The sequence below is a fragment of the Pleomorphomonas sp. T1.2MG-36 genome, assembly GCF_950100655.1.
Taxonomy (GTDB): Bacteria; Pseudomonadota; Alphaproteobacteria; order Rhizobiales; family Pleomorphomonadaceae; genus Pleomorphomonas.
In genome coordinates this window covers 14,294-34,996 of the sequence record NZ_CATNLY010000045.1, presented here as the reverse complement: position 1 = coordinate 34,996, position 20,703 = coordinate 14,294, and the positions used below count along the sequence as shown (strand labels likewise).

The following is a 20,703-nucleotide window of genomic DNA, read 5'->3' as shown; positions in this document are numbered from 1 at the left end:
TTTCGCGGCCGCAAAGACGCCCGTCCTTGGCGTCGGCCTATAGTGTCTATTGTGCCCGTCATATGGACGCTGCCCATGAGACCAATGCAAACTTCCTCAAAACAAGGGGAACAGGACCGCCTGATCGCAAGCGAAGAGGGGTACACATGCAGCGCTTCATTCTCAATCGTCGCCAGATGCTCGGAGGGCTCGCCGCCGGAGCCGGACTTTCGCTTCTCGGCCCCATGGGCCGGGCTTCCGCAGCCGTTTCGGAAATCGTCTGGGCGACCTGGGATTCCAATGGCCATCCCGAATATGTCGCCGCTTTCGAAAAGGCGACGGGCACCAAGGTCAAGTTGTCGTTCCTGTCGAGCGAGGATGCGCAGTTCGCGGCGCTGAAGACCGGTTCGGCTTCGGACTGGGATGTCGTCAATCCCTCGCTGAACCAGGCCCGCCGCTACATCAAGGCCGGCGAACTGCTGCCGCTCGACCTCACGAAGGTGCCCAACCTCGCGCACATGTACGACGTGTTCAAGGCGACCGACAAGGTGAAGGGCGAGGATGGCCAGACCTACGCCATTCCCTATCTCTGGGGCCTCAATCCGATCGTCTACCGGTCGGACATCCACACCGAGGAGCCGACCTACTCGACGCTGTTCGACCCGAAGTTCAAGGGCCAGCTCGCCATGCGCGACTATGCCCTCGAATCGATCGCCATCGCCGCGCTGCATATCGGCATCCCCCGCGAACGCGCCTTCCTGCTCACCAGCGACGAGCTCGTCGAGGTGAAGAAGGCGCTGATCGCCCAGAAGCCGCTGCTCAGGACCTACTGGCAGACCATCGGCGATCTGACCAACCTGATCGCCACTGGCGAGGTGACGGCGGCCTTCTCCTGGCGCGTGCCCTATGACGCGCTGAAGGACAAGATGAAGGTGGCGATGGCCAAGCCAAAGGCCGGCATCATGGGCTGGTGCGACTGTTTCGCCATTCCGGCCAGCCTGCCGGAGGAAAAGATCGAGACCGCCTACAAGTTCGCCGACTACCTGCTCGGCGCCGATTATGCGTCCACCATCGCCGAGATCGGCAACTATGCCACCACCTCGTCGATCATCCGCGACAAGCTGACCCCGGAGAAGCAGGAAGCCATCTTCATCGACGATCTATCGGTCATGCAGCACTTCATGTGGCCGGAAGCCCCCGAGAACTACTCGGAGTGGCTGAAGGTTTGGAACGAGGTCAAGGCGGCCTGATCCATCGCCCGCCCAGTCGCCCTAGGACCGGGCGGTGCGGGATTTGCTTGTCGTACGAGGTCGGGCGAGATCGTCCGACCTCGGGGATCGGGGCACGATATTGGTGAAGAGCAGGATGGAAAAGCGGACGGAGCCGGCCTTGTCGCCGCTGCTTCTGGCAATGCGCGGCGTCGTCAAGACATTCGGCCGTTCGACCGCGGTGGATGGAATCGACCTGGATGTTCCGGAGCGGGCGTTTCTGACGCTGCTCGGACCGTCAGGATGCGGCAAGACGACCGTTCTCAGGATGATCGCGGGGTTCGAGACGCCGGACTCCGGCGACATGCGCCTCGACAACACGCCGCTTGTCGACGTGCCCCCCGAGCGGCGGCCCGTCAACACGGTGTTCCAGTCCTATGCCCTTTTCCCCCATCTCACCGTCAACGAGAACGTCGCCTTCTCGTTGAAGCTCAGGGGCGGCGTTCCCGACATGGCGGCTCGCGTGCGGCGGGCGCTCGATGCGGTTCACATGGCTGACTTCGGCGACCGCTATCCGCACCAGCTTTCCGGCGGCCAGCAGCAGCGTGTCGCCGTGGCGCGTGCGATCATCGCCGAGCCGCGCCTCCTGCTTCTGGACGAACCGCTATCGGCTCTCGATCGGAAGATGCGCGGTCATCTCCAGATCGAGTTGAAGGCGCTGCAACGGCGCCTCGGCATCGCCTTCGTCTATGTGACGCACGACCAGGAAGAAGCCTTCGCGCTGTCCGACGTCGTGGTGGTGATGAACAAGGGACGCATTGCCCAGAAGGCCGACCCTCAGACCATCTACAGCCGTCCGGCCGACAGCTTCGTTGCCGACTTCATCGGCAATTCGACGCTGGTGAAGGGGCAGGTCCGGGAGCGCCACGGTGACATGGCGACGATTGAAACTCCGCTCGGTAACGTGACCGCACCGGTTGCCGATGGTCTTGCCGCCGGGGATCCTGCCGTTCTGGTCATCCGGCCCGAACTCCTTTCGGTCCATGGCGAGGGCACGACGACGCTCATCGGTACGGTCGGCAATTGCGTGTTTCAGGGCGAACGCAGCATGATCGAGGCGGACGTCGCCGGTGTGGCTCTGCGTTTCGCGGCCGAGGCTCCCTATTCCATCGGCTCGAGCGTTCCTCTCTGGCTCGATGCCGGTCGCAGTTTCATCACGAGAGTTGCCACATGACCTTCCGCCAGCGCCATCTCGCGCTGCCGGTGGCGGTGGCGATCGTTGCCGGATGTCTGGCGCCGCTCGCCGTCCTCGTCGCCTTCAGCTTCTATGAGGTGGAAGACTTCGACCTGATTCCGGCCTTTTCGTTCAGGGCGTGGGGCGAACTCGCCACATCGACGACCGATTGGTTCCTGATCGGCAAGGCGGTGCTGTCGGGTGTCACGACCACGGTGTTCACGGCTCTTCTCGGCTATCCGGTGGCGCTGGTGCTGACGCGCCTTGCCACCTCGGCAAAAGGGCTTGCCATCATTGTGCTGCTGACGCCGCTCTACACCGGCGAGATCGTCCGCATCTACGCGTGGCGGATCGTGCTCGGGGGAGAGGGGCTGGTCAACACGGTACTGCAGGGGCTTGGTCTGATCGACGAACCGCTGAAGTTTCTGCTGTTCTCGCCGTTCACCATCGGTCTCGTCCTGACCTACAACAACCTGCCCTTCATGGTGCTCGCCATCTGGGTGTCGGCCGAGATGGTCGACCGTCGGCTGATCGAAGCGGCGCGCGATCTCGGCGCCCGGCCCGTCGATGCCTTCTTCCGTGTCATCTTTCCGTTGACGACGCCCGGGCTTGCCGCCGGAAGCCTCACCGTCTTCGCGCTGTCGGCCGGCGAAATGCTGACGCCGAGCCTTCTGGGCGGCACCTCGGGGTCGACCGCCATGGCGCTCGTCGACAATCTGTTCGGTACGGCGTTCGACTGGCCGCTTGCCTCGGCGCTCGCCCTGGCTCTTTTGGCCACCTTGTTCCTGGTCGCATCTGCCATGGCCGGGTTGTTGCTGCGCCTCAAGGGCGCTCGCGCCGTGATCGGGAGGACATGATGGGACGGATCGGCCTTTCCGTACTGATCGCCGCGGTCGGGTTTCTCTATCTGCCGCTCGTCGTGCTCACGGTGTTCTCCTTCAACGATTCGGCGCTGATGGCCTTCCCGCTGTCCGGCTTCACGCTCGAATGGTACCGCGAGCTGGCGCAGAACGACAACTTTCTCAAGGGCTTCGTCACGTCCTTCCTGATCGCCCAGCCGGTCGGCATCCTGGCCATGCTGTTCGGACTGATGGCATCGCTCGCCTTGACGGCACCCGGATTCCGCTGGCGGGGCCTGTTCGCCATTCTGCTGCTGGTGCCGTTTCTGGTCCCCAAAAGCGTGCTGTCGATCGCCCAGGCGATGATCATGAGCCGCGTCGGTTTTGAACGAGGTGCCACGGCGCTGATCCTGGCGCAGTCGCTGGTAGCGCTACCGTTTGCCACGGCGCTGATCTCGGCGGTGATGGTGCGCTTCGATCGGCGGCTGATCGAAGCGGCGCGCGATCTTGGCGCCTCGCCCTGGCAGGCCTTCCTGCGCGTGCTGCTGCCGCAGATCCGACCGGCCCTGTCGGGCGCCTATTCGGTCGGCGTCATCCTATCGCTGGCCGACCTGACCATCGCAATGTTTCTTGCCGGCCGAACCCAGCCGCTGTCGCTGATGGTCGCCTCGGAGTTCCGGCGCGAGCTCAGGCCCGACCTCAACGCCATGCAAGTGGTGGTTCTGGCGCTGACGGCGGCACTGGTCGGCGTCAGCGAGCTCTACCGCCGCCGCCGGCTGCGCAAGCTCGCGGCGGAGGCCTGATTTCTCAGCGGGAAAAGGCGGTTTTCGCGGTCAGCCGGTCGAGGTCGAAGGCTGCGACATCGGCCAACAGCGAGACGAAGGCCGAACCGGCGCGATCGACGATGATCCGCCCCTTTTCGGCGCTCGCCGCCTTGGCATTGCCGGCAACGCCCTTGGGGTGGAGATCCTGGGCCTGCCATCCGAAGCCGACGGCGCCCTCGGCCGTCAAGAGACTGCCCGACGCCTCGATCTCGACGGTCAGCGGCACGAAATCCTCCGCCTTGTCCATGGCGACGAGATCGCCGTGCAGATGCAGCATGGCGCTGGTCTCCAGATCGCCACCATGGATGCCATGCGTCGACTCGGCGGCCGGAATGATGTCGTCGATCGCCGTGATGCGGAACCACGAGCAGGCGACCGCCAGCATGCCGAGCTTCACCCGGATGTCCCGGCAGACGATGTCGATCAGGGCGATCTGGCCGCCATGTGCATTGAAGAAAACCAGCTTGCGCACGCCGGCCCGATGAACGCTTTCGGCGATCTCGAACCAGATGCGCGCCAGCGTTTCGCCCGAGATGGCGATCGTGCCGGGAAAGGCCAGATGTTCGTCGGATTTGCCATAGGGCAGGGGCGGCAAGACCAGCACGTCCGCTTCGGCCGTCAGTTTGGCAAGCGCATCCGACAGCACGCCGGCGTTGATCGCCGCGTCGACGCGGACCGGCAAGTGCGGCCCGTGCTGCTCGACGGCGCCGACGGGCAGCACGACGACGGTTTTCGAGAGGTCGCGATTGGCGAACTCGGCGGTCGAAAGGTTCCACCAGGAGAAGGAGGTCATGGGAGAGCTCACGCGGCGGTTTCGGCGGCGAGCGTCGCCTTGGCGATCTTGCCGGTCGGTGTCATGGGCAGGCTTGCCGCCTTGCGGATGACGAGTGGCGCCAGGTCATAAGGAAGGAGAGGCGCAATCGCTGCTTTGAGGGCGACCGGATCGACCGTCTGGCCGGGGCGCTCGGTGACGAAGGCTATCGGCGTCGTCCCACCGTTCGGGTTGGGAATGCCGACCAGGGCGGCCAGCAAGACGCCGGGCTGGGTGGCGAGCGCTTCTTCAACGTCGCGCGGGAACCAGTCGACGCCATCGACCGTGACCAGTTCGGCGAGGCGGCCGCGCATGGTCACGTAGCCATCGGCATCGATGCTGCCGAGATCGCCGGAGTGCAGCCATCCACCCCGTGTCGTTTCGGCTGTCTTCTCCGGCCGACCCCAATAGCCTGCCATGAAGCCGCCCCTCAGGCAGATTTCGCCGACGGTGCCGATCGGGGCGCGTGTGCCGGACGTGGTGAGGATCGCCACTTCCTTGTCCGGTGTACCCGGCCCGATGCGGACCAGCTTGCCATCATCGGGTTCGAGCTCGGGAAAGCCGAGCGCGAAGAAGCCGCCGATCTCGCTCTGGCCGAAGCTTTCCACCAAGGGCAGTTTCAACACGTCGCGGAAGGCCTTCCGCAAGGTGGGGGGCACCGGCCCGCCGCCCGAAAGGCCAAAGCGCAGTGGCGACGGCAAACGGCCGCGCGCCTGCGACTCCTCGAGAAGTTCGGTCAGGACGACCGGGTTGCCCACGAATACGGTGGCGCCGGTCCGTTCCAGCGCTTCCCAGCCGGTGGCCTGCGTCCACTTGCCCATGACGTTGGTGGTGGCGCCCACGGCCATCGGCGGCAGCAGGTTGGCCACCAGTTGGTAGGAACTGGATAGCGCCGTCGGGCCAAAGGAGCGATCGGTTGCCCGCATGCGCAGGCGTTCGCCGATGCAGCGGGCGGCGGTGACCGTCGGCTCATGGGCGAGACAGGCGCCCTTGGGCTTACCCGTCGTGCCGGAGGTGTAGGACAGGTGAGCGATCGCCGAGTCGTCCTCGGGGTCGACCGGCGGCGCGAAGCGGGCTGCCATGAGCTCGGGCAGCGCATGGGCGCCGTCTTGAGGTCCATCCATGCAGATGAGATGCGACACGCATCCCACCATTGCCGCGGCGGCCTTCACCGGACCTTCCATGTCGTGGGTATAGACGATGGCCTTGGGTCGGTGGTCGTCGACGTAATAGGCGAGGTCGTCGGCATACTTGACGTTGACCAGTGCCGAGATGGCTCCCAGCCGCCAGGTCCCCAACATGGCGAGGAGATAGTCCATGCCGTTGTGGGCGAAGATCAGGACGCGGTCGCCGGGTGCTATGCCGAGGTGCGCCAAGGCTCCCGCCATCCTCTCTACGCCGTCCACCGCTTCCGAAGCTGTGAGCGCCACGTTGCGATCGACCCAACGGAGCGCGACGGTGTCCGGTGCCCGCTCGGCCACGCGGTAGAGCAGATGGTGCATCAACATGGTCTGGCGGCTCCCTTGGCAACGCGTCATGTGCGTCGACCATGGGCAAGCCGGCAGGCGAAGGAAATTCGCCGCCCGACATAGAGTTCATTGGGAGCCGCCAATTGACGCAAGCCAAATGGGGCACGGTCCGCTTGTGCTCAGGGCAGCCAGACCGATGGCACGGCCACTTCGGCGATGCCGCCGGCTCTGAGGGTATCGGCAGCGGCCTCGACGCCGTCGCGCGGCATGGCCTGCCAGGTCGCTGCTGGCCCGCGCACGCCGTGATGCTGGAAGGCGTTGAGGCGGAGACGGGTGTTCGGTCCGAGCTCGCTTGCCAGGGCGGCAAGTGCCGCGATTTCCTCGGGGCGGTCGGTTTCGCCGGGAATCAGCAGAAAGCGTAGTTCATAGAGCTTGCCGGCCTTGGCGAGCAGCTTGGCCGAGGCGAGCGACAGGTCGTTGTCGACGCCGGTGAGGCGCCGGTGACGGACGGGATCGAAGGCCTTGATATCAAGCATGACGCCGTCGGTCAGCGGCAGCAACCGTTGCCAACCTTCAGCCGGCAGATGGCCATTGCTGTCGACGAACAGCGTCAGATGGGCCAGGTCCGACGCCGCCCGGATGGCCGTGAACAACTCGATCAGGAAATCGAGATGCAGCGTCGCCTCGCCGCCCGAGACGGTGAGCCCGTTGAGAAAGGGCGCATTGCGCCGGAGGAGATCGAGCACGTCTTCCACCGTCATGCGCCGCACCATGGGATTTGCGCGGGTGGGGCAGGCGGAAAGGCAGCTGTCGCAGGATATGCAGGGGCCCGGATCGTGGACGACCTTGCGGCCGGACTTCTTCAAGGCGCCGGACGGACACACGGCCACGCAGGCGCCGCAGTCGCTGCAGACGCCGATGGTGTGCGGGTTGTGGCAGGTGACACAACGATAGTTGCAGCCCTGCAGGAACAGCACGAAGCGGTTTCCCGGCCCGTCGACCACCGACCAGGTCAGGAACTTGCTGACGGCGGCGACGCCGTCAGACACCCGAACCCGCCATCAGCTCAAGCCCGACGACGCGCGGCTTGCGATCGAGAATATGCACGGTCTCGGCCGCTTCGGCACCGAGCGCCGTGGTGTTGACGCGCGATCCCCTAGCCGCGTTGTAGAGCTTGACGTCGGACAGGCGGATCATGAAGCCGGTGACGCGGACCAGATCGTTGCCGGTCACGTTGGCGGTGAACTCCCGGAAGCCGAGTTGCAGGGCTCCCTTGGCCAGCTGGAACACCGCTTCCGGATTGGCCCGCACCGTTTCGTCGAGGGTGAGGATTTCCGACACGCCCGAAATGTAGTGGCGGTGGTGCGGCAGGAGCGCCTGCACATGGCTCACCGGATCCGGCTCGCTGCCGTAAGGGATCCGCACGCCGGGTGTGGTGCCGGCATCGCTCGAAAGGCCCGCCTGGGCGTGCAGCATGGCGACGCCGCGCCAGACGTGCTCCATCGGCTCGCGGTCGACAAGTTCGGCAAGCCGCGCCGAAATGCGATGACCGAGCGCGTTGGCTTCGGCGTCATGTCCGTATCGGCCGGTGCGGCCGGCGATATCCTGCAAGTGGTTGACCGCCTCGGCCATGGCAAAGATGCCGAACATCGCCGTGAAGCGGTCCCTGTCGATCCAGCCTTCCTCGACCAGGAAGTTGCCGTCGAAGAAGCCCGACTGCCGGAACAGATAGTCGACACGGGCGCGCATCAGGCGGGCGTTGAGGTTGACGTAGCGCGGCAGCTGGACATCGAGGAAATCGGCCTCGCTGGCGCTCGCCTCGGCGACCTTCTTGAGATTGACGCGGGCAAGCGATGCAGCGCCGCCACGGAGCGGCAGGGCGTTGTAGCAGCTGACGATGGCGTAGCCCGGCTCGTCGAACACTTCCCTGTGGATCGGGTGGTTGGCGATGTGGGGCTTGGAGCAGGCGATGATGTTGTCGGTGCAAAGGCGCAGGATGTCCTCGCCGCTCACCTCGGGGTCGTAGAGGAAGGTGAGGTTGGGCGCCACCTGCTTCAGCTCGGCGTCGACTCTCAGAATGGCGCGGGCGACGCGGTTGTCGGTCGGCCCGATGTCGGCGTGCAGGAAGGCGTCGGGCAATACGCGGTCGATATAGCGCCAGAAGAGCTTGATCTTGCGATAGAGCTCGTCATCCGAGACGCCGTCGCAGAAGGGCAGCAGCAGGGCATCGAGGTGACCGATGAACACCGGCATGCCGGTGACCGAGGGAACGTGGTGGTAGGCGATCTGCAGCGTGTTGATCGCCTCGTCGAGGGTCTCCGGCTTGGGCAACTCCAGATGGGCGGACCCGTTCTTCAGCACCACCTCATAGTCAGGCAGCACGTAGCGCGGTTTGTAGGGGGCGTGTCCCTCGTACATGTCGCAGATGATGCGGGCATCGAGCGCGGCGCGGGTCTCGGAATCGAGCAGCACGTAGGGCAGCATGTTCTCGGCCTCGACCGCGAGCGCATGTTCCTTCTGCTTGAAGCTCAGGGTCGGGTTCTGCGCGATCCGGCGCAGCTGGCTCAGCGTTTCGGTCATGGCGTTTCCTCGTTGTCGGACGCAGGCATGATACGCCGCTCGGCGCGGCGCGACCATGATTTGGCGCATCAAGCGAGATAAACGAAAGCTTGTCCAGCCGGAGGGTTACCGATTGGCGACTGCGTCGGGCCAGCTTTATCACTTCACCCGCCCCCTTCGTCCGGGATCGCCAGAAGATGGCCACAGGCCTTGCAGTGGACGGCGTCCGGCTCGTGCCGCATGAGCGCGCATTTCGGGCAACGGAAGGTGACCTTGTAAGGGCGAAACAGAGCCTGCGCGAGGCGCACGAACAGGGAAATGCCGACGATCATGGTGACGATGGACGTCAGCTTGCCCGCGGCCCCCGGCAAGGTGACGTCGCCGAAGCCGGTCGTCGTGATGGTTGCCACGGTGAAGTAGAGCGCATCGACCCAGCCTTCAATGCCCGAGCTCGGTCGGGCGAAGGCCGTGTAGATGAAGCCGGTGATGATGAAGAGGCAGGTGACGAGGTTGATGGCGGCGCGGCCGACATCTTCCCATTCCTGGTAGCCGTGACGGCGCAACGACCGCCAGAACAATCCCTTTTGTGACAGCGTCCACAGGCGCAGGATCCGCAGAAAGCCGAGGTTGGCGAGCCAGAGGGGTGCCAGCAAGGTGGCGAGCACGATGAAATCCACCCAGACGGATGGGCGCCGCAGCCACTGCCGAATGCTGACGGCCGCCGCCGCCCGCGCGGTGAGGTCGGCGGCGAGCAGGAGAGCGACGGCATAGTCGAACCACAGGAAGGCTTTGAGATCCTGCAGGACGGGGCTCATGATGAAAAAGCCGATGATGATGAGGTCGACCGTCGCGAAGGCCCACTGGAACCGCACCGCCTGCGGATCCGTGCCGACATAAAGACGGCGCAGGCGTTGCCGCCATGCCGCGCGGTCGGGTGTCTCCTCGGGATCCTCGTCGTAGCGCTGCCGGAATCGAAGGAGCTCTTCGACGCGGGGAGCCTCCTTCGGGGGTGTCTCCGGGGTGCCGGAGACGGTGGCCGGTGGCTCGGTCGTCACGATGGATCAGATCCCTTCCCTGGCCGACGCCTTCGAGGCGCGGATGCGATGCCGCCAATGGCGGATTTCACCATGCCCCGGGCATTCCGGCAATCGGACGAACAACCATCGGTGTGGAGGCGGGTTCCTCTCTCCCGCGTGGGCCCGAGCACGGACCGAACGCCAAACTTGTTCGTCCCAACTTGTTCTAAACTTGTAAACATGAGGGGGATCCGTCGTTCCAGGATCGGTTGCGCGAGCAAGGGAATTCAGGGGGTATTGCGATATTGCATTGATTATCAACCATAAAGCTCTTGGCGTGGGTCGCTTTGGAAAGTGCGTAGCGGTTCCGTCTGGTTCCACGTTCTCTGATCGCTGGCGCGTATATGACAAATTTACGGCGTTGTATGCGGTAGCGTTCCGGCCAAAAACACCGGAAACGTCTGGTTCTCCGGCCTCGAAAAGTCATCGGGAGCGCGGAAAAACACGAATAACATGACAACATATTGACAACTGATCAAATGGCGCGTCTTCTGATCCCAGGGAGAGAGGGTCATGCGGGGCGATCCGACCGGGTGGACGGCGCCGCGAAAGGACCTTGGCCTGAGGTGCCGCGATCTGTTTCGGCCCTGGCCGGGGGAGGGGCTCCTGCTTTCCATTGCGGCACCGGCAGCGCGCGCTTTCCGGACAAGAGAGGAACCACCGTTGATCCCACATCTGGCAATCACCATGGGCGACCCGGCCGGCGTCGGCCCCGAGATCATCGCCAAGGCCTGCAAGGTTCTGAAGCCGCAGCTCGACGCGGATGAGCTGCGTCTTCTGGTCATCGGCTCCAACGACGCGCTCAACCGGGCCTGCCGGACCTTTGCGCCGGAGCTCGACATTCCCTCGGTAGAGGCGGATGGCGACTGGCCGGGGCTCGCCGCGCTGCAGGCCTGCCCAGAGGGGGAGCCGATCCTGCCCGGCGTGCTGTCGACGGACGGTGGGCGCTTCGCCTATCACGCGGTGGAGCAGGCGGTCCGGTTGGCAAAGGCGGGCCGCATACACGGCATCGTCACGGCGCCGCTCAACAAAGAGGCGCTCAACAAGGCCGGTTTCCATTTCGCGGGCCACACCGACCTTCTTGCCCATCTGACGGGCGCCAAGGGATCGGTAATGATGCTCGCCCACGGCAACATGCGGGTGAGCCATGTCACCACCCACATTGCCCTTGAAGACGTGCCGAAGAAGCTGACGCCGGAACGGCTTCGCTACGTCATCGACCTCACGGCCGAAACGCTTGAGGGGCTCGGCCTGCCGCGCCGCCGCATCGCCGTCGCCGCGCTCAATCCGCACGCCGGAGAGGGTGGCCTGTTCGGCCGCCAGGATATCGAGGTCAGCGAACCGGTGATCGCCCAGTGCGTGGCCGAGGGACTCGATGTCGTCGGGCCGGTGCCGGGCGATACCGTGTTCGTCAAGCTGCATGCCGGCCAGTTCGATGCGGTGATCGCCATGTATCACGACCAGGGCCATATCCCCGTCAAGCTGCTCGGCTTCAACGTCGATCCGAAGACCGGCAAATGGGACTCCTTGTCCGGCGTCAACATCACGCTTGGCCTGCCGATCATCCGCACCTCGGTCGACCACGGCACGGCGTTCGACATCGCTGGCAAGGGCATTGCCAACGAGTTGAGCTTGCTCGAGGCGGTGGACTATGCGCTTCGGTTGGCGGCAACGCGCGTCACCGGGCTCAAGGGAGCCGCCAAGCCATGATCGCTCCGTTGAACGCGCTGGGGACGCCGATCGATCTCATCCAGCCGCCTCGCCTGATCTTCGGTCGGGGCACCGCGGCTGAGGCCGGACGTTGGCTGGCTTCCCATGGCATCCGCCGACCGATGGTCGTGACCGACACCTTCAATGCCGCCCGCGTCGGCGGCCTGGATCTGCCGGGTGAGCCGTTGGTATGGGGAGAACTCGCCGGCGAGCCGACCACCGACGATCTCGCCCGCGTCGTCGCAACCGCCGAGCAAGCCGGTGTCGATGCCGTCATTGGCTTCGGCGGCGGCAGCTCCATGGATCTTGCCAAGCTGGTCGCCGTTCTGACGGGTAGCGGGCAAAGCTTTTCCGAAGTCGTCGGAGCCGAGAAGGTGGCCGGCAAGAAGCTGCCGATCGTCCAGGTGCCGACGACGGCTGGAACCGGCAGCGAGGTCGGAACGCGCGCGTTGGTCACCGACGTGGCGGCTCTGGCCAAGTGCGCGGTTCAAAGCCGGTACATGCTGGCCGACCTTGCCGTCGTCGACCCCGATCTTGCGCTCGGCATGCCCCGTTCGATCACCGTGGCGACGGGCGTCGACGCGCTCGCCCACTGCGTCGAGGCCTTCACCAACAGGAAGGCGCATCCGGTCATCGACCTCTATGCGTTCGAGGGTATCCGGCTCGCCGGGCGCTGGCTGGCGAAAGCGGCCGACGACGGTCACGATCCGGATGCGCGCGCCGGCATGGCGCTCGCTTCGCTCTATGGCGGCTATTGCCTCGGACCGGTCAACACCGCCGGCGGCCATGCCGTTTCCTATCCGTTGGGCGCTCGCTATCATGTGGCGCATGGCGCTGCCAACGCGCTGATCTTCCCGCACGTTCTGGCCTTCAACGCACCGGCGACGCCGGAGCGGACGGCGGCGATTCTCGAAGCTCTGGGGCTGCCCGTCTCGACCGAGCCGGCCAAGGTGTTCGCCGCCGCCAATGACTGGTGCGTGCGGCTCGGCTGCGAGATGCGAATGTCGACCTTTGGCGTTCCGGCCGACGATCTGCCGGCCATGGCCGGGGAGGCGCATGCCATCCGGCGGCTCCTCGACAACAATCCGCGCGACCTTGCCGAAACCGACATTCTCTCGATCTATCGCGCCGCCTTCTGACGCGTCCAACGGAAGTGGAAAGCCTCATGAGCAATACCAAGGGCCCCTTCGTCGCCATCGTCACGCCGTTTGACAGCCGGGAGGAGGTCAACGTCGCAGCCCTCGTCCGGCAGGTCGAGCGTCAGGCGGCAGCCGGTAACGGCGTCTTCTGTGCCGGCACCAATGGCGAGTTCTACACCCTGTCCTTCGACGAGAAGGTGCTGGTGGCAAGGACGTCGGTGGAGGCCGCCGCCGGTCGCGTGCCGGTGCTCGCCCATGTCGGCGAGATCTCGACGCATCAGACGATCGTCCTCGGCAAGGCGGTGGAGAAGCTGGGGGTTGCCGCCGTTTCGGTGGTGGCGCCGTCGTTCATCGCCTGCTCGCAGGATGAACTCGTCGGTCACTACTCGCGGGTTGCCGATGCCCTAACGGTGCCGGTCTATCTCTACAACATACCGGCGCGCACCGGGAACAAGATCGAGCCGGAGACGGCGGCGCGGCTCGCCGAGCACCCGAACATCGTCGGCATCAAGGACAGTGCCGGTTCCGTGGAAAGTCTCGACGGCTTCCTGGCGGTCGCCCGGTCGCGCAAGGACTTCGACGTGCTGGTGGGGCCGGACCATCTCATTCTGCACGGTCTCCGCAACGGCGCCGCCGGCTGCATTTCCGGTCTCGGCAACATCGCGCCGCTGACGCTGAACGCCATCTGGAAAGCCCATGTCGCCGGCGATGCCGCCAGTGCCGACGCGGCCCAGGCCCATTATGGCGAGCTCCGCAAGGCGCTCTACGCCCACGGCTTCCCGCCGACCATGGTCAAGCGGGCCCTCTATCTCGCCATGCCGGAGGTTGGTAGGAGTCGCAGCCCGGCGGTGGTGACCGACGAGGTCAACGACAAGGTGGCGGCCGTCTCGAAAGCCTTCGCCGAGGCCGTCGCCTGAGGCGAAGGAAGCTCCTGTCGGATACGAGTCATGTCCTTCACCGTCCTCAGTCTCGGCGGCCCGGTCGCGCCGGAAGGTGAGGATGTTCTCCGCGCCGCCGGCATCGTTTTGTTGTCGACCGGTCCTTATCCCGGCAAGGCGGAGCTTCTTGCCCTCCTTGCCGAAATTCAGCCCGATGCGCTGGTTGTGCGGTTGGTCGAGCGGGTTGACGCCGAAGTGCTGATGGCGTCACCAGCTTTGAAAGTGGTTGCCAAGCACGGTTCCGGTGTCAACGACATCGATGTTGCCGCTGCTGCCGCGCTCGGCATTCCCGTTCTGGCCTCGGTTGGCGCCAACGCGCATTCGGTGGCCGAGCATGCGTTGACGCTCATGCTGGCGCTCGCGAAGGATCTCAAGTCGCAGGATGATTTCATGCGACGGGGAGGCTGGGGGAGGAAAGCCTACCGTGGCTACGAACTGCGGGCGCGCACCCTGGGTATCGTTGGGTTTGGCGCCATCGGCAGCGCCTTTGCCGGGCTGGTGGTCCCCCTTGGCGTCAAGACGATCGCCTACGATCCCTATGTGCCAGACGCCGTCTTCGGGGTGCAGGCGGAGCGGGTCCCCGATCTCGACACGCTTCTGTCGCGAGCCGATGTGGTCAGCCTGCATTGCCCGCTCACCGAGGAAACGCGCGGCATGATCGGCGCACGCGCGTTGACGCTGATGAAGCGCGATGCCGTTCTGATCAACACGGCTCGCGGCGAAATCGTCGATGAACGAGCCCTCGTCAAGGCGCTCAACGGCGGCGACATTGGCGCCGCGGGCCTCGACGTCTTCGCGTCCGAACCGCCCGCCAAGGCCAACCCGATCTGGAAGTGTCCCAACGTGATCGTCAGTCCGCACGTCGGCGGTGCTACCGAGGAGGCGTGGCGCGAAATCTCCCTGATGACATGCCGCAACCTCATGGCTTTCCTTGAGGGACGTAGGATCGATGCGCGCTTCTTTGCTCGCCCGGATCGTTTTCCAGGCGAACAATAGCTTTCGCTTCACGGTCGACAGTCCCCCTAAACGCCAACCGACGTTCTACGCCGGCGTTTTGTCGGGAACCTTCTCCAGCCAGCGTTTGACGGTGTTTCGGTCGATGCCGAGCCGCTGGGCGGTGCGAGTGACGTTGCCGTTTTCAACCCGGAAGACTTTGGCCACCTTGGCGGCAATGAAGTCTTCGAGCGTTGCCTCGGCGTCGTCCTCGTCGTCAGCGCCGGCCATTCCAATGGTGGCGAACTCGCTGATCAGCGGCATGTCGAACGGCGAAAGCGTGTGCAGCGTCGCATACTTCTCGGCGAGGTTCTCGAGCTCTCGAACGTTGCCCGGCCAGGCATAGCGGCGCAGCATCGCCAGGATCTTTTCGGGCACCGTCGGCACGGGAATGCCCCGCCGCTCGCACTTCTTGGCGAGGAATCGCGCGAACAGCTGTTCCGGGTCGTTCTCGCGCTCCCTGAGCGGTGGAATTTTCAGGTCCAGCGTGTTGAGACGGTAGAAAAGGTCGGCGCGCAGGCGCCCCTCATGGATTTCCTCAAGCGGCTTCCTGTTGGTCGTGGCGATGATGCGGACCTTGATCGGAATGATCTTGTTGCCGCCAACGCGCATGATCTCCTGCGTCTGCAGGGCTCGCAGCAGCTTGGACTGCAAAAAGAAGTCCATCTCCGTCAGTTCGTCGAGGAACAGCGTTCCCTCGTGGGCAAGTTCGAACAGGCCGATTTTGCCGGAGCGGGACGCGCCGGTGAAGGCGCCCGGCGCGTAGCCGAACAGCTCGCTCTCGAGCAGGGCGCCCGGTAGCGCGGCGCAGTTCACCGCCACGAAGGGGCCTTTGGCGAGCGGACCGGCATTGTGGATGGACTGCGCGAACAGCTCCTTGCCGGTGCCGGTCTCGCCGACGATCATGATGTTGCTGTCGGTCTGGCTGTACTGTTTCGCCACGGCCACCAGCTGGCGCATCTTCTCGCTGGCAAAGAAGATGTCGTCGAAGGTGTACTTGGCGTAGAAGCCGCTGTCGGCGAGCTTCCTGCGGATGACGTTGCCGGTATCCTGGATCTTCTGGACCGGCTGGAACAGGATGACCGACGCGCCGCCGGTGGCATTGTCGGCCGAGACGGTGATGTGGTCGAGCGCCAGCTTTTCGTCGCGGTAGTTGACGAGCATGTTGCGGGCGGTCTGGTTCTTGCGAAAGGCCCTGTTGAGCTCGGCGTTGTCGAAATAGTCCGACAGCAGGGCGCCGATAAGCTCATCGCGCGGCTGGGACAGGATATCGCAGCCCTGGCGGTTGATTTCCTCGATGACGCCTTCCCGGTTGATCAGGATCGCGCCTTCCCGCGAGCAATTGAGAACGGTGGCCAGCTTTTCCTCGGCGAGGATGTAGCGGCAGAGATTGTTGTAGACCAGCATGGCGCGCTCGAAAGCATCGAGCAGCGTCTCCAGGCTGGATTCGATCAGGTAAGCGTCGAGACCGCGTGCCTGGGCCCAGTGGTAGGCTATGGCGTCGCCGATGACGACGTCGGGGCCCCACTTGCCGATCCGGTCCATCTGCGTCTGAAAGGACGCTTTCTCCCTCAGTTCGAAGGAGCGGTAGGTGCGTCCGAGCACGTCGCAAACCGGTGCCACCAGGTTGATCAGTGGTTCGAAGCCGGCGACGGCGATCCTCGTCGTCTCCGACGTCTCCTTGTAGACGTAGGCGAGGGTGCGCTGCACCGAAGCTTCGACCTCGATTACCTCGACGCCGAGTTCCTGACGGATGAGGCGCGCGGTGCCGCCGCGACTTATGAAGATCTTGGCGCCTTCGGCCATGGCTTGGCGGGCCGCCCTGACTCCCTGCTGCAGATCTCCGAGATAGACCTTCGCCGGATAGCCCGATGCTTCAACGATACTCTGGGCAGCGATGCTGATGCGCTCGTGCGGCGCAATGAATGCGATGACCATGGTTTCCTCCCCGTCGGCGAGCATGAGGGCCTCTTCGGGGAAAGGCAAGAGGAGCATGTTGCATATCGCACCAGCCGCATCGGCGTCTTTCAGCAATGTTTCAGGCTATTTGGCTTCATTTTGGTGAAAAGCATATAATATTCAAGGTATTAAGGTGCTTGGCACGCCGTTTGCGAATACCATAGCCAAGGCGCGGAGGAGCGCCGAGGAGCGGATGGTGACTTTGGAGAGGAGACATTCATGAAACAGGGATTCCGAAAATATCTCATGATCGGCCTTGCTGCGACGGCCTTGTCGACCGCCGTGCCCGCCTGGGCCGATCAGGTCCTGAACATCGCCCATCCTGTCCTTGAGCAGAGCTGGTCGCCGCTACAGGGTGGCGGACATGTCGCCCGCTGGCAGTCGCTCTCGTGGGCTGCGCCGATGTACTTCGACAAGGATGGCAAGCTGACGCCCTACGTTCTGGAGAGCGCCACCCATGATGCGAGCTTCAAGACATGGACGCTGACGATTAGCCCGAAAGCGGTCTTCTCCGACGGCTCCAACATCACCGCACAAGATGTGGTTGGCACCTGGAACCTCTGTGCTCGTCCCGCCACCAAGCATGCCCGTGTCAACCTGTTCCTGGGCGACGTCGAAGGTTTCAACGATGTGGTCCTCGGCAAGGCCAAGGACATGACCGGCCTCGTCGCCAAGGACGACAAGACGGTTACCGTGACGCTGGCCGGGCCTGATCCGATCTTCGACCAGAAGATTGCTACGGCCCTTATTCCGCCGGTGAAGATTTCGCAGGCCGTCGACGAAAACGGCAACCAGAAGGCCGACTGGTGGCGGCCGGAGAATGGCGTCGTCGTCTCCGGTCCGTTCATGCCCGAGAGCATGGACCTCGATCAGGGCATCGTTACCTTGGTCCCCAATCCGCACTTCTTCGGTCCCAAGCCCAAGCTCGAGAAGGTGGTCATTACCACCGTGTCCGACCCCATTACCGCCACGCTGATGCTGCAGCGCGGCGATATGGACGCCGCCACCGAGCTGATCACGCCCACCGTCATTCAGGACCTTGGCGCCGACTTCCTCGGTGGCCCGGCTCTTGCCAAGGGCCAGCAGTTCTGGTTTGACGCCTCGAAGCCGCCGATGGACGATATCAACGTCCGTAAAGCCCTGACCATGGCGGTCAATCCGCAGGAACTGGCGCTGGCCGCCTTCCCCGACGGGCCGTTCACGGTCGCCGACCAGATTCTCAACAAGGTGCCCGGCGTCGATCCGAACTACCCGAAATACACCTACGATCCGGAAGCGGCCAAGGCGGCGCTCGCGGCCTCCAAGTACAAGGGCTCCGACCGTTTGCCCAAGATCATGTTCGTCGGTATCTCCACGCCGACCCATGAGGCCGCAGCGCAGTATATAGCCGAGCAGTGGCGCAAGATCCTGGGCATCCAGGGCACGGAAATGAAACCGGCCATCGAGACCTATGCCGGCCCGGACCAGAAGAGCGTTCAGGTATTCCGCGATGACGTCGGCACGCGCGTGCCGGATGCCGTCTCCTATCTGATGGGATCCATCCACTCCGGTTCCGGCAATGCGCTCAACAAGATGGGCGGATACAAGAACCCTGAGGTCGACAAGCTTCTTGACGAGGCTGCCATCAAGGGTGTCGACGATCCGGACCGCATCGGCAACGCCCAGAAGGCGCAACGTCTGTTCCGCGATGATTGGATGTACATCCCGTATTACTATGACGTGATGTCGAAATGGGCGATGCCCTGGGTGCAGAACTTCGACAAGAACGATGACTGGCAGGTGATCGAACCCTGGAACGTCACGATCGACGAAGAGAAGCGCCCGTAAGAACCAATACCAAAAGCGGGGGTGGGCAAAGAGGCGATTTCTTCGCCCGCCCCTCTATGCCTAAAGCGTCCGCCGATTAGGTTGAACCAAGCCGACCCAAAAGCGGCTGCTCAAGAAAAGAAGCTGGAGCGTTCGCCTGGTCGCCCAGGCTTCCAGTTCAGTCGCTGAACGCTCCAGAGTTTGCCGGAGGAATACGCCATGGGGCGCTACATAATCAGTAGACTTGTCAGGTGGATACCATCTGTCTTCATCCTTCTCCTGCTCGTCTACGCACTGGTGTTCTTTGGTGCGGGCGACCCTATCAAGCTCATCTTCCTGCAGGCGCCCGGTGACGTTGCCTATGATCCGGCACGTGTCGATGCAATCCGCGAAGCGGCTGGCCTCAACCGTCCATTCCTCATGCAATTTTGGGACTATGTCCTGAATGTCGCTCAGGGAAATTTCGGCAACTCGCTGGTGTCGGGCCGGTCGGTCAACGCGATGATCTCCGCGGCGGTGCCGGTAACGCTCAAGATCGGTCTCACGGCGATCATCCTCGTATCGCTGCTCGGTATCCTTCTCGGCGTGATCGCTGCCCTCAACCAGAACAAGTGGCTCGACAACCTCATCGTCGGCTTTGCGCTGGTCATCTGGGGCATCCCGGTATTTGTCGCCGGCCCCCTCATCACCGTCTTCCTCGTCCTGGTCCTCGATTTCGACGTCCCCTATGGCTGGGGCGGTCTGTTCAGCGCCAAGGTGATCGTGCCGTTGCTGGTGATCGGTCTCAATCCCATGGCGCTGATCATCCGCCAGGCGCGTGCCGGCGTGCTCGAGGTCTTGAGCGAGGACTACGTGCGCACCGCCCGAGCCAAAGGCATTCCCAACTATCAGGTGGTGATGCGCCACATCATGCGGCCGGTGTTGACCCCGGTGGTCAGCCAGATCGGTCTGTTGGTGATTGCCACGCTGAACAACTCGATCCTCATCGAGAAGGTCTTCGGCCTGCCGGGCCTAGGCCGGATGACCGAGACGGCGATCAAGTCGTCGGACTACCCGGTCATCATGGCCATCGTGCTGATCTTCTCCATCGTGGTCATGGCCTCGAACCTTCTCGTGGACATCTCCTACCCCTTGCTCGATCCCCGCGCCGCCGCGAAGAAGACGGAGGATGAATGATGACTGACCAAGCCCTCCTTTTGCCCGAGGAAGAAAAGCAATTCAGCCTGGCCAAGGACGCCTTCATCCGTCTGGTTGCCAACCGTCTGGCCGTCGTCGGCATGGTGCTGGTCGTCTTTCTGTTCTTCATCGCCATCTTCGGCCCGTATCTCACGCCCTATGATTTCCTGAGCCAGGACCTCCTGGCGCGCAACAAGCCGCCGTCATGGGCACACTGGTTCGGCACCGATGATCTCGGCCGCGATGTCCTGAGCCGCGTGATCTATGGCTCGAGGACCGCCGTCATCGTCGGCTTCTCGACGGTGTCGTTCAGCCTGGTGATCGGCCTGTTCCTGGGGGCTCTGGGCGGGTATTTCGGCGGCAAGGTCGACGCCTTCATCGTCTGGTTGATCGACATCACCATGTCGATCCCCTCGCTGCTGCTGGTCATCGTGATCAACGTGTCGCTGAAGCCGCCGCTGGTCAACTGGATGGACGCTCAGTTCGTGGCCACCGGCAACCAGTTCTACCGCAACACCATCTGGGTCGACTTCGTGCTGGTGTTCGGCTCGCTGGCGCTGATCAAGTGGCCCAAGGCGGCCCGCATCATCCGCGGCCAGATCCTGTCGATCCGCAACAAGAACTATGTGGTGGCGGCCGAGGCGCTCGGCGTGCCGACGGCCAGGATCGTCCGCCGCTACGTCATCCCCAACGCGATCGGACCGATCATCGTCTACATCAGCGCGGCGCTGGGCGAGGCCATGGTGCTGGAGTCGTCCTTCAGCTTCCTCGGCGTCGGCGTGCGTCCGCCCATTCCGAGCTGGGGCAACATGATCAGCGACGGCCTGCGCACCTGGCAGATGTACCCGCACGTGCTTGCCGCGCCGGCGGCGGTGCTGGCCATCGTCACCATTGCGTTCAGCTTCCTCGGCGACGGTCTCAACGACGCCCTCAATCCGCGGCAGTGGAAATGAGCCTGCAACAACAAGAAGAAAGGGAGGGCG

17 protein-coding genes are annotated in these 20,703 nt (G+C 64.0%); 11 read left to right on the top strand and 6 right to left on the bottom strand.

The features are described 5' to 3' along the window. Window positions 1-146 precede the first annotated feature (146 nt). The 4 genes from QQZ18_RS17735 (at window position 147) to QQZ18_RS17720 (ending at window position 4,063) form a co-directional block, all read left to right on the top strand. A complete protein-coding gene (locus QQZ18_RS17735; protein ID WP_284542285.1) occupies window positions 147-1,229 on the top strand; it encodes an ABC transporter substrate-binding protein in 1,083 nt (360 codons plus the stop codon). 115 nt (window positions 1,230-1,344) lie between these two features. Further along, the gene (locus tag QQZ18_RS17730; protein ID WP_284542284.1) at window positions 1,345-2,421 is read left to right on the top strand and encodes an ABC transporter ATP-binding protein; all 1,077 of its coding nucleotides are present in this window, start codon (window positions 1,345-1,347) and stop codon (window positions 2,419-2,421) included. Further along, window positions 2,418-3,278 carry an ABC transporter permease gene (locus tag QQZ18_RS17725; protein WP_284542283.1) on the top strand — a complete coding sequence of 287 codons (861 nt, stop codon included), beginning with the start codon at window positions 2,418-2,420 and terminating at the stop codon, window positions 3,276-3,278. The genes QQZ18_RS17730 and QQZ18_RS17725 overlap by 4 nt, the downstream gene beginning before the upstream one ends. Further along, window positions 3,275-4,063 (top strand): ABC transporter permease, encoded by a 789-nt coding sequence (locus QQZ18_RS17720; protein WP_284542282.1) that lies wholly within the window; start codon window positions 3,275-3,277, stop codon window positions 4,061-4,063. The genes QQZ18_RS17725 and QQZ18_RS17720 overlap by 4 nt, the downstream gene beginning before the upstream one ends. Window positions 4,064-4,067: 4 nt before the next feature. On the opposite strand, the gene QQZ18_RS17715 is transcribed toward QQZ18_RS17720, so the two are convergent. The 5 genes from QQZ18_RS17715 to QQZ18_RS17695 all read right to left on the bottom strand — a co-directional run bounded on the left by QQZ18_RS17715 (window position 4,068) and on the right by QQZ18_RS17695 (window position 9,831). After that, window positions 4,068-4,877, bottom strand: a complete 810-nt coding sequence (locus QQZ18_RS17715) for a creatininase family protein (protein WP_284542281.1) — start codon at window positions 4,875-4,877, stop codon at window positions 4,068-4,070. Window positions 4,878-4,885: 8 nt separating this feature from the next. Beyond that, window positions 4,886-6,403, bottom strand: coding sequence for a class I adenylate-forming enzyme family protein (locus QQZ18_RS17710; RefSeq protein WP_284542280.1), 1,518 nt, complete (start codon window positions 6,401-6,403; stop codon window positions 4,886-4,888). A 140-nt stretch (window positions 6,404-6,543) separates the two neighbouring features. Further along, the gene (locus QQZ18_RS17705) at window positions 6,544-7,413 is read right to left on the bottom strand and encodes a YjjW family glycine radical enzyme activase (protein WP_284542279.1); all 870 of its coding nucleotides are present in this window, start codon (window positions 7,411-7,413) and stop codon (window positions 6,544-6,546) included. Next, window positions 7,406-8,944: a YjjI family glycine radical enzyme gene (locus QQZ18_RS17700; protein WP_284542278.1), complete on the bottom strand. Its 1,539-nt coding sequence runs from the start codon at window positions 8,942-8,944 to the stop codon at window positions 7,406-7,408. The genes QQZ18_RS17705 and QQZ18_RS17700 overlap by 8 nt, the downstream gene beginning before the upstream one ends. Window positions 8,945-9,087: 143 nt before the next feature. Further along, window positions 9,088-9,831, bottom strand: a complete 744-nt coding sequence (locus tag QQZ18_RS17695) for a potassium channel family protein (RefSeq protein ID WP_446728683.1) — start codon at window positions 9,829-9,831, stop codon at window positions 9,088-9,090. Window positions 9,832-10,662: 831 nt separating this feature from the next. On the opposite strand from QQZ18_RS17695, the gene pdxA reads away from it, so the two are divergent. Genes pdxA through QQZ18_RS17675 form a run of 4 tightly spaced genes read left to right on the top strand, consistent with a single transcriptional unit; the run spans window position 10,663 to window position 14,782 of the window. After that, window positions 10,663-11,709 (top strand): 4-hydroxythreonine-4-phosphate dehydrogenase PdxA, encoded by a 1,047-nt coding sequence (pdxA, locus tag QQZ18_RS17690; RefSeq protein WP_284542276.1) that lies wholly within the window; start codon window positions 10,663-10,665, stop codon window positions 11,707-11,709. An 8-nt stretch (window positions 11,710-11,717) separates the two neighbouring features. Beyond that, on the top strand, window positions 11,718-12,848 hold the full coding sequence (locus QQZ18_RS17685) for an iron-containing alcohol dehydrogenase (RefSeq protein ID WP_284542574.1): 1,131 nt from the start codon (window positions 11,718-11,720) through the stop codon (window positions 12,846-12,848). Window positions 12,849-12,874: 26 nt separating this feature from the next. Next, window positions 12,875-13,765, top strand: a complete 891-nt coding sequence (locus tag QQZ18_RS17680; RefSeq protein ID WP_284542275.1) for a dihydrodipicolinate synthase family protein — start codon at window positions 12,875-12,877, stop codon at window positions 13,763-13,765. Between the two features lie 30 nt (window positions 13,766-13,795). Further along, the gene (locus QQZ18_RS17675; RefSeq protein WP_284542274.1) at window positions 13,796-14,782 is read left to right on the top strand and encodes a hydroxyacid dehydrogenase; all 987 of its coding nucleotides are present in this window, start codon (window positions 13,796-13,798) and stop codon (window positions 14,780-14,782) included. Window positions 14,783-14,827: 45 nt separating this feature from the next. On the opposite strand, the gene QQZ18_RS17670 is transcribed toward QQZ18_RS17675, so the two are convergent. Continuing rightward, entirely contained in the window at window positions 14,828-16,717 is a 1,890-nt protein-coding gene (locus tag QQZ18_RS17670) for a sigma 54-interacting transcriptional regulator (RefSeq protein ID WP_284542273.1), read from the bottom strand. A gap of 240 nt (window positions 16,718-16,957) precedes the next feature. Between QQZ18_RS17670 and QQZ18_RS17665 the strand changes: the two genes are divergently transcribed. The 3 genes from QQZ18_RS17665 (at window position 16,958) to QQZ18_RS17655 (ending at window position 20,673) form a co-directional block, all read left to right on the top strand. Beyond that, on the top strand, window positions 16,958-18,565 hold the full coding sequence (locus QQZ18_RS17665; protein ID WP_284542272.1) for an ABC transporter substrate-binding protein: 1,608 nt from the start codon (window positions 16,958-16,960) through the stop codon (window positions 18,563-18,565). A gap of 198 nt (window positions 18,566-18,763) precedes the next feature. After that, window positions 18,764-19,720 (top strand): ABC transporter permease, encoded by a 957-nt coding sequence (locus tag QQZ18_RS17660; RefSeq protein ID WP_284542271.1) that lies wholly within the window; start codon window positions 18,764-18,766, stop codon window positions 19,718-19,720. Next, window positions 19,717-20,673: an ABC transporter permease gene (locus tag QQZ18_RS17655; RefSeq protein WP_446728675.1), complete on the top strand. Its 957-nt coding sequence runs from the start codon at window positions 19,717-19,719 to the stop codon at window positions 20,671-20,673. The genes QQZ18_RS17660 and QQZ18_RS17655 overlap by 4 nt, the downstream gene beginning before the upstream one ends. Window positions 20,674-20,703: the final 30 nt, after the last annotated feature.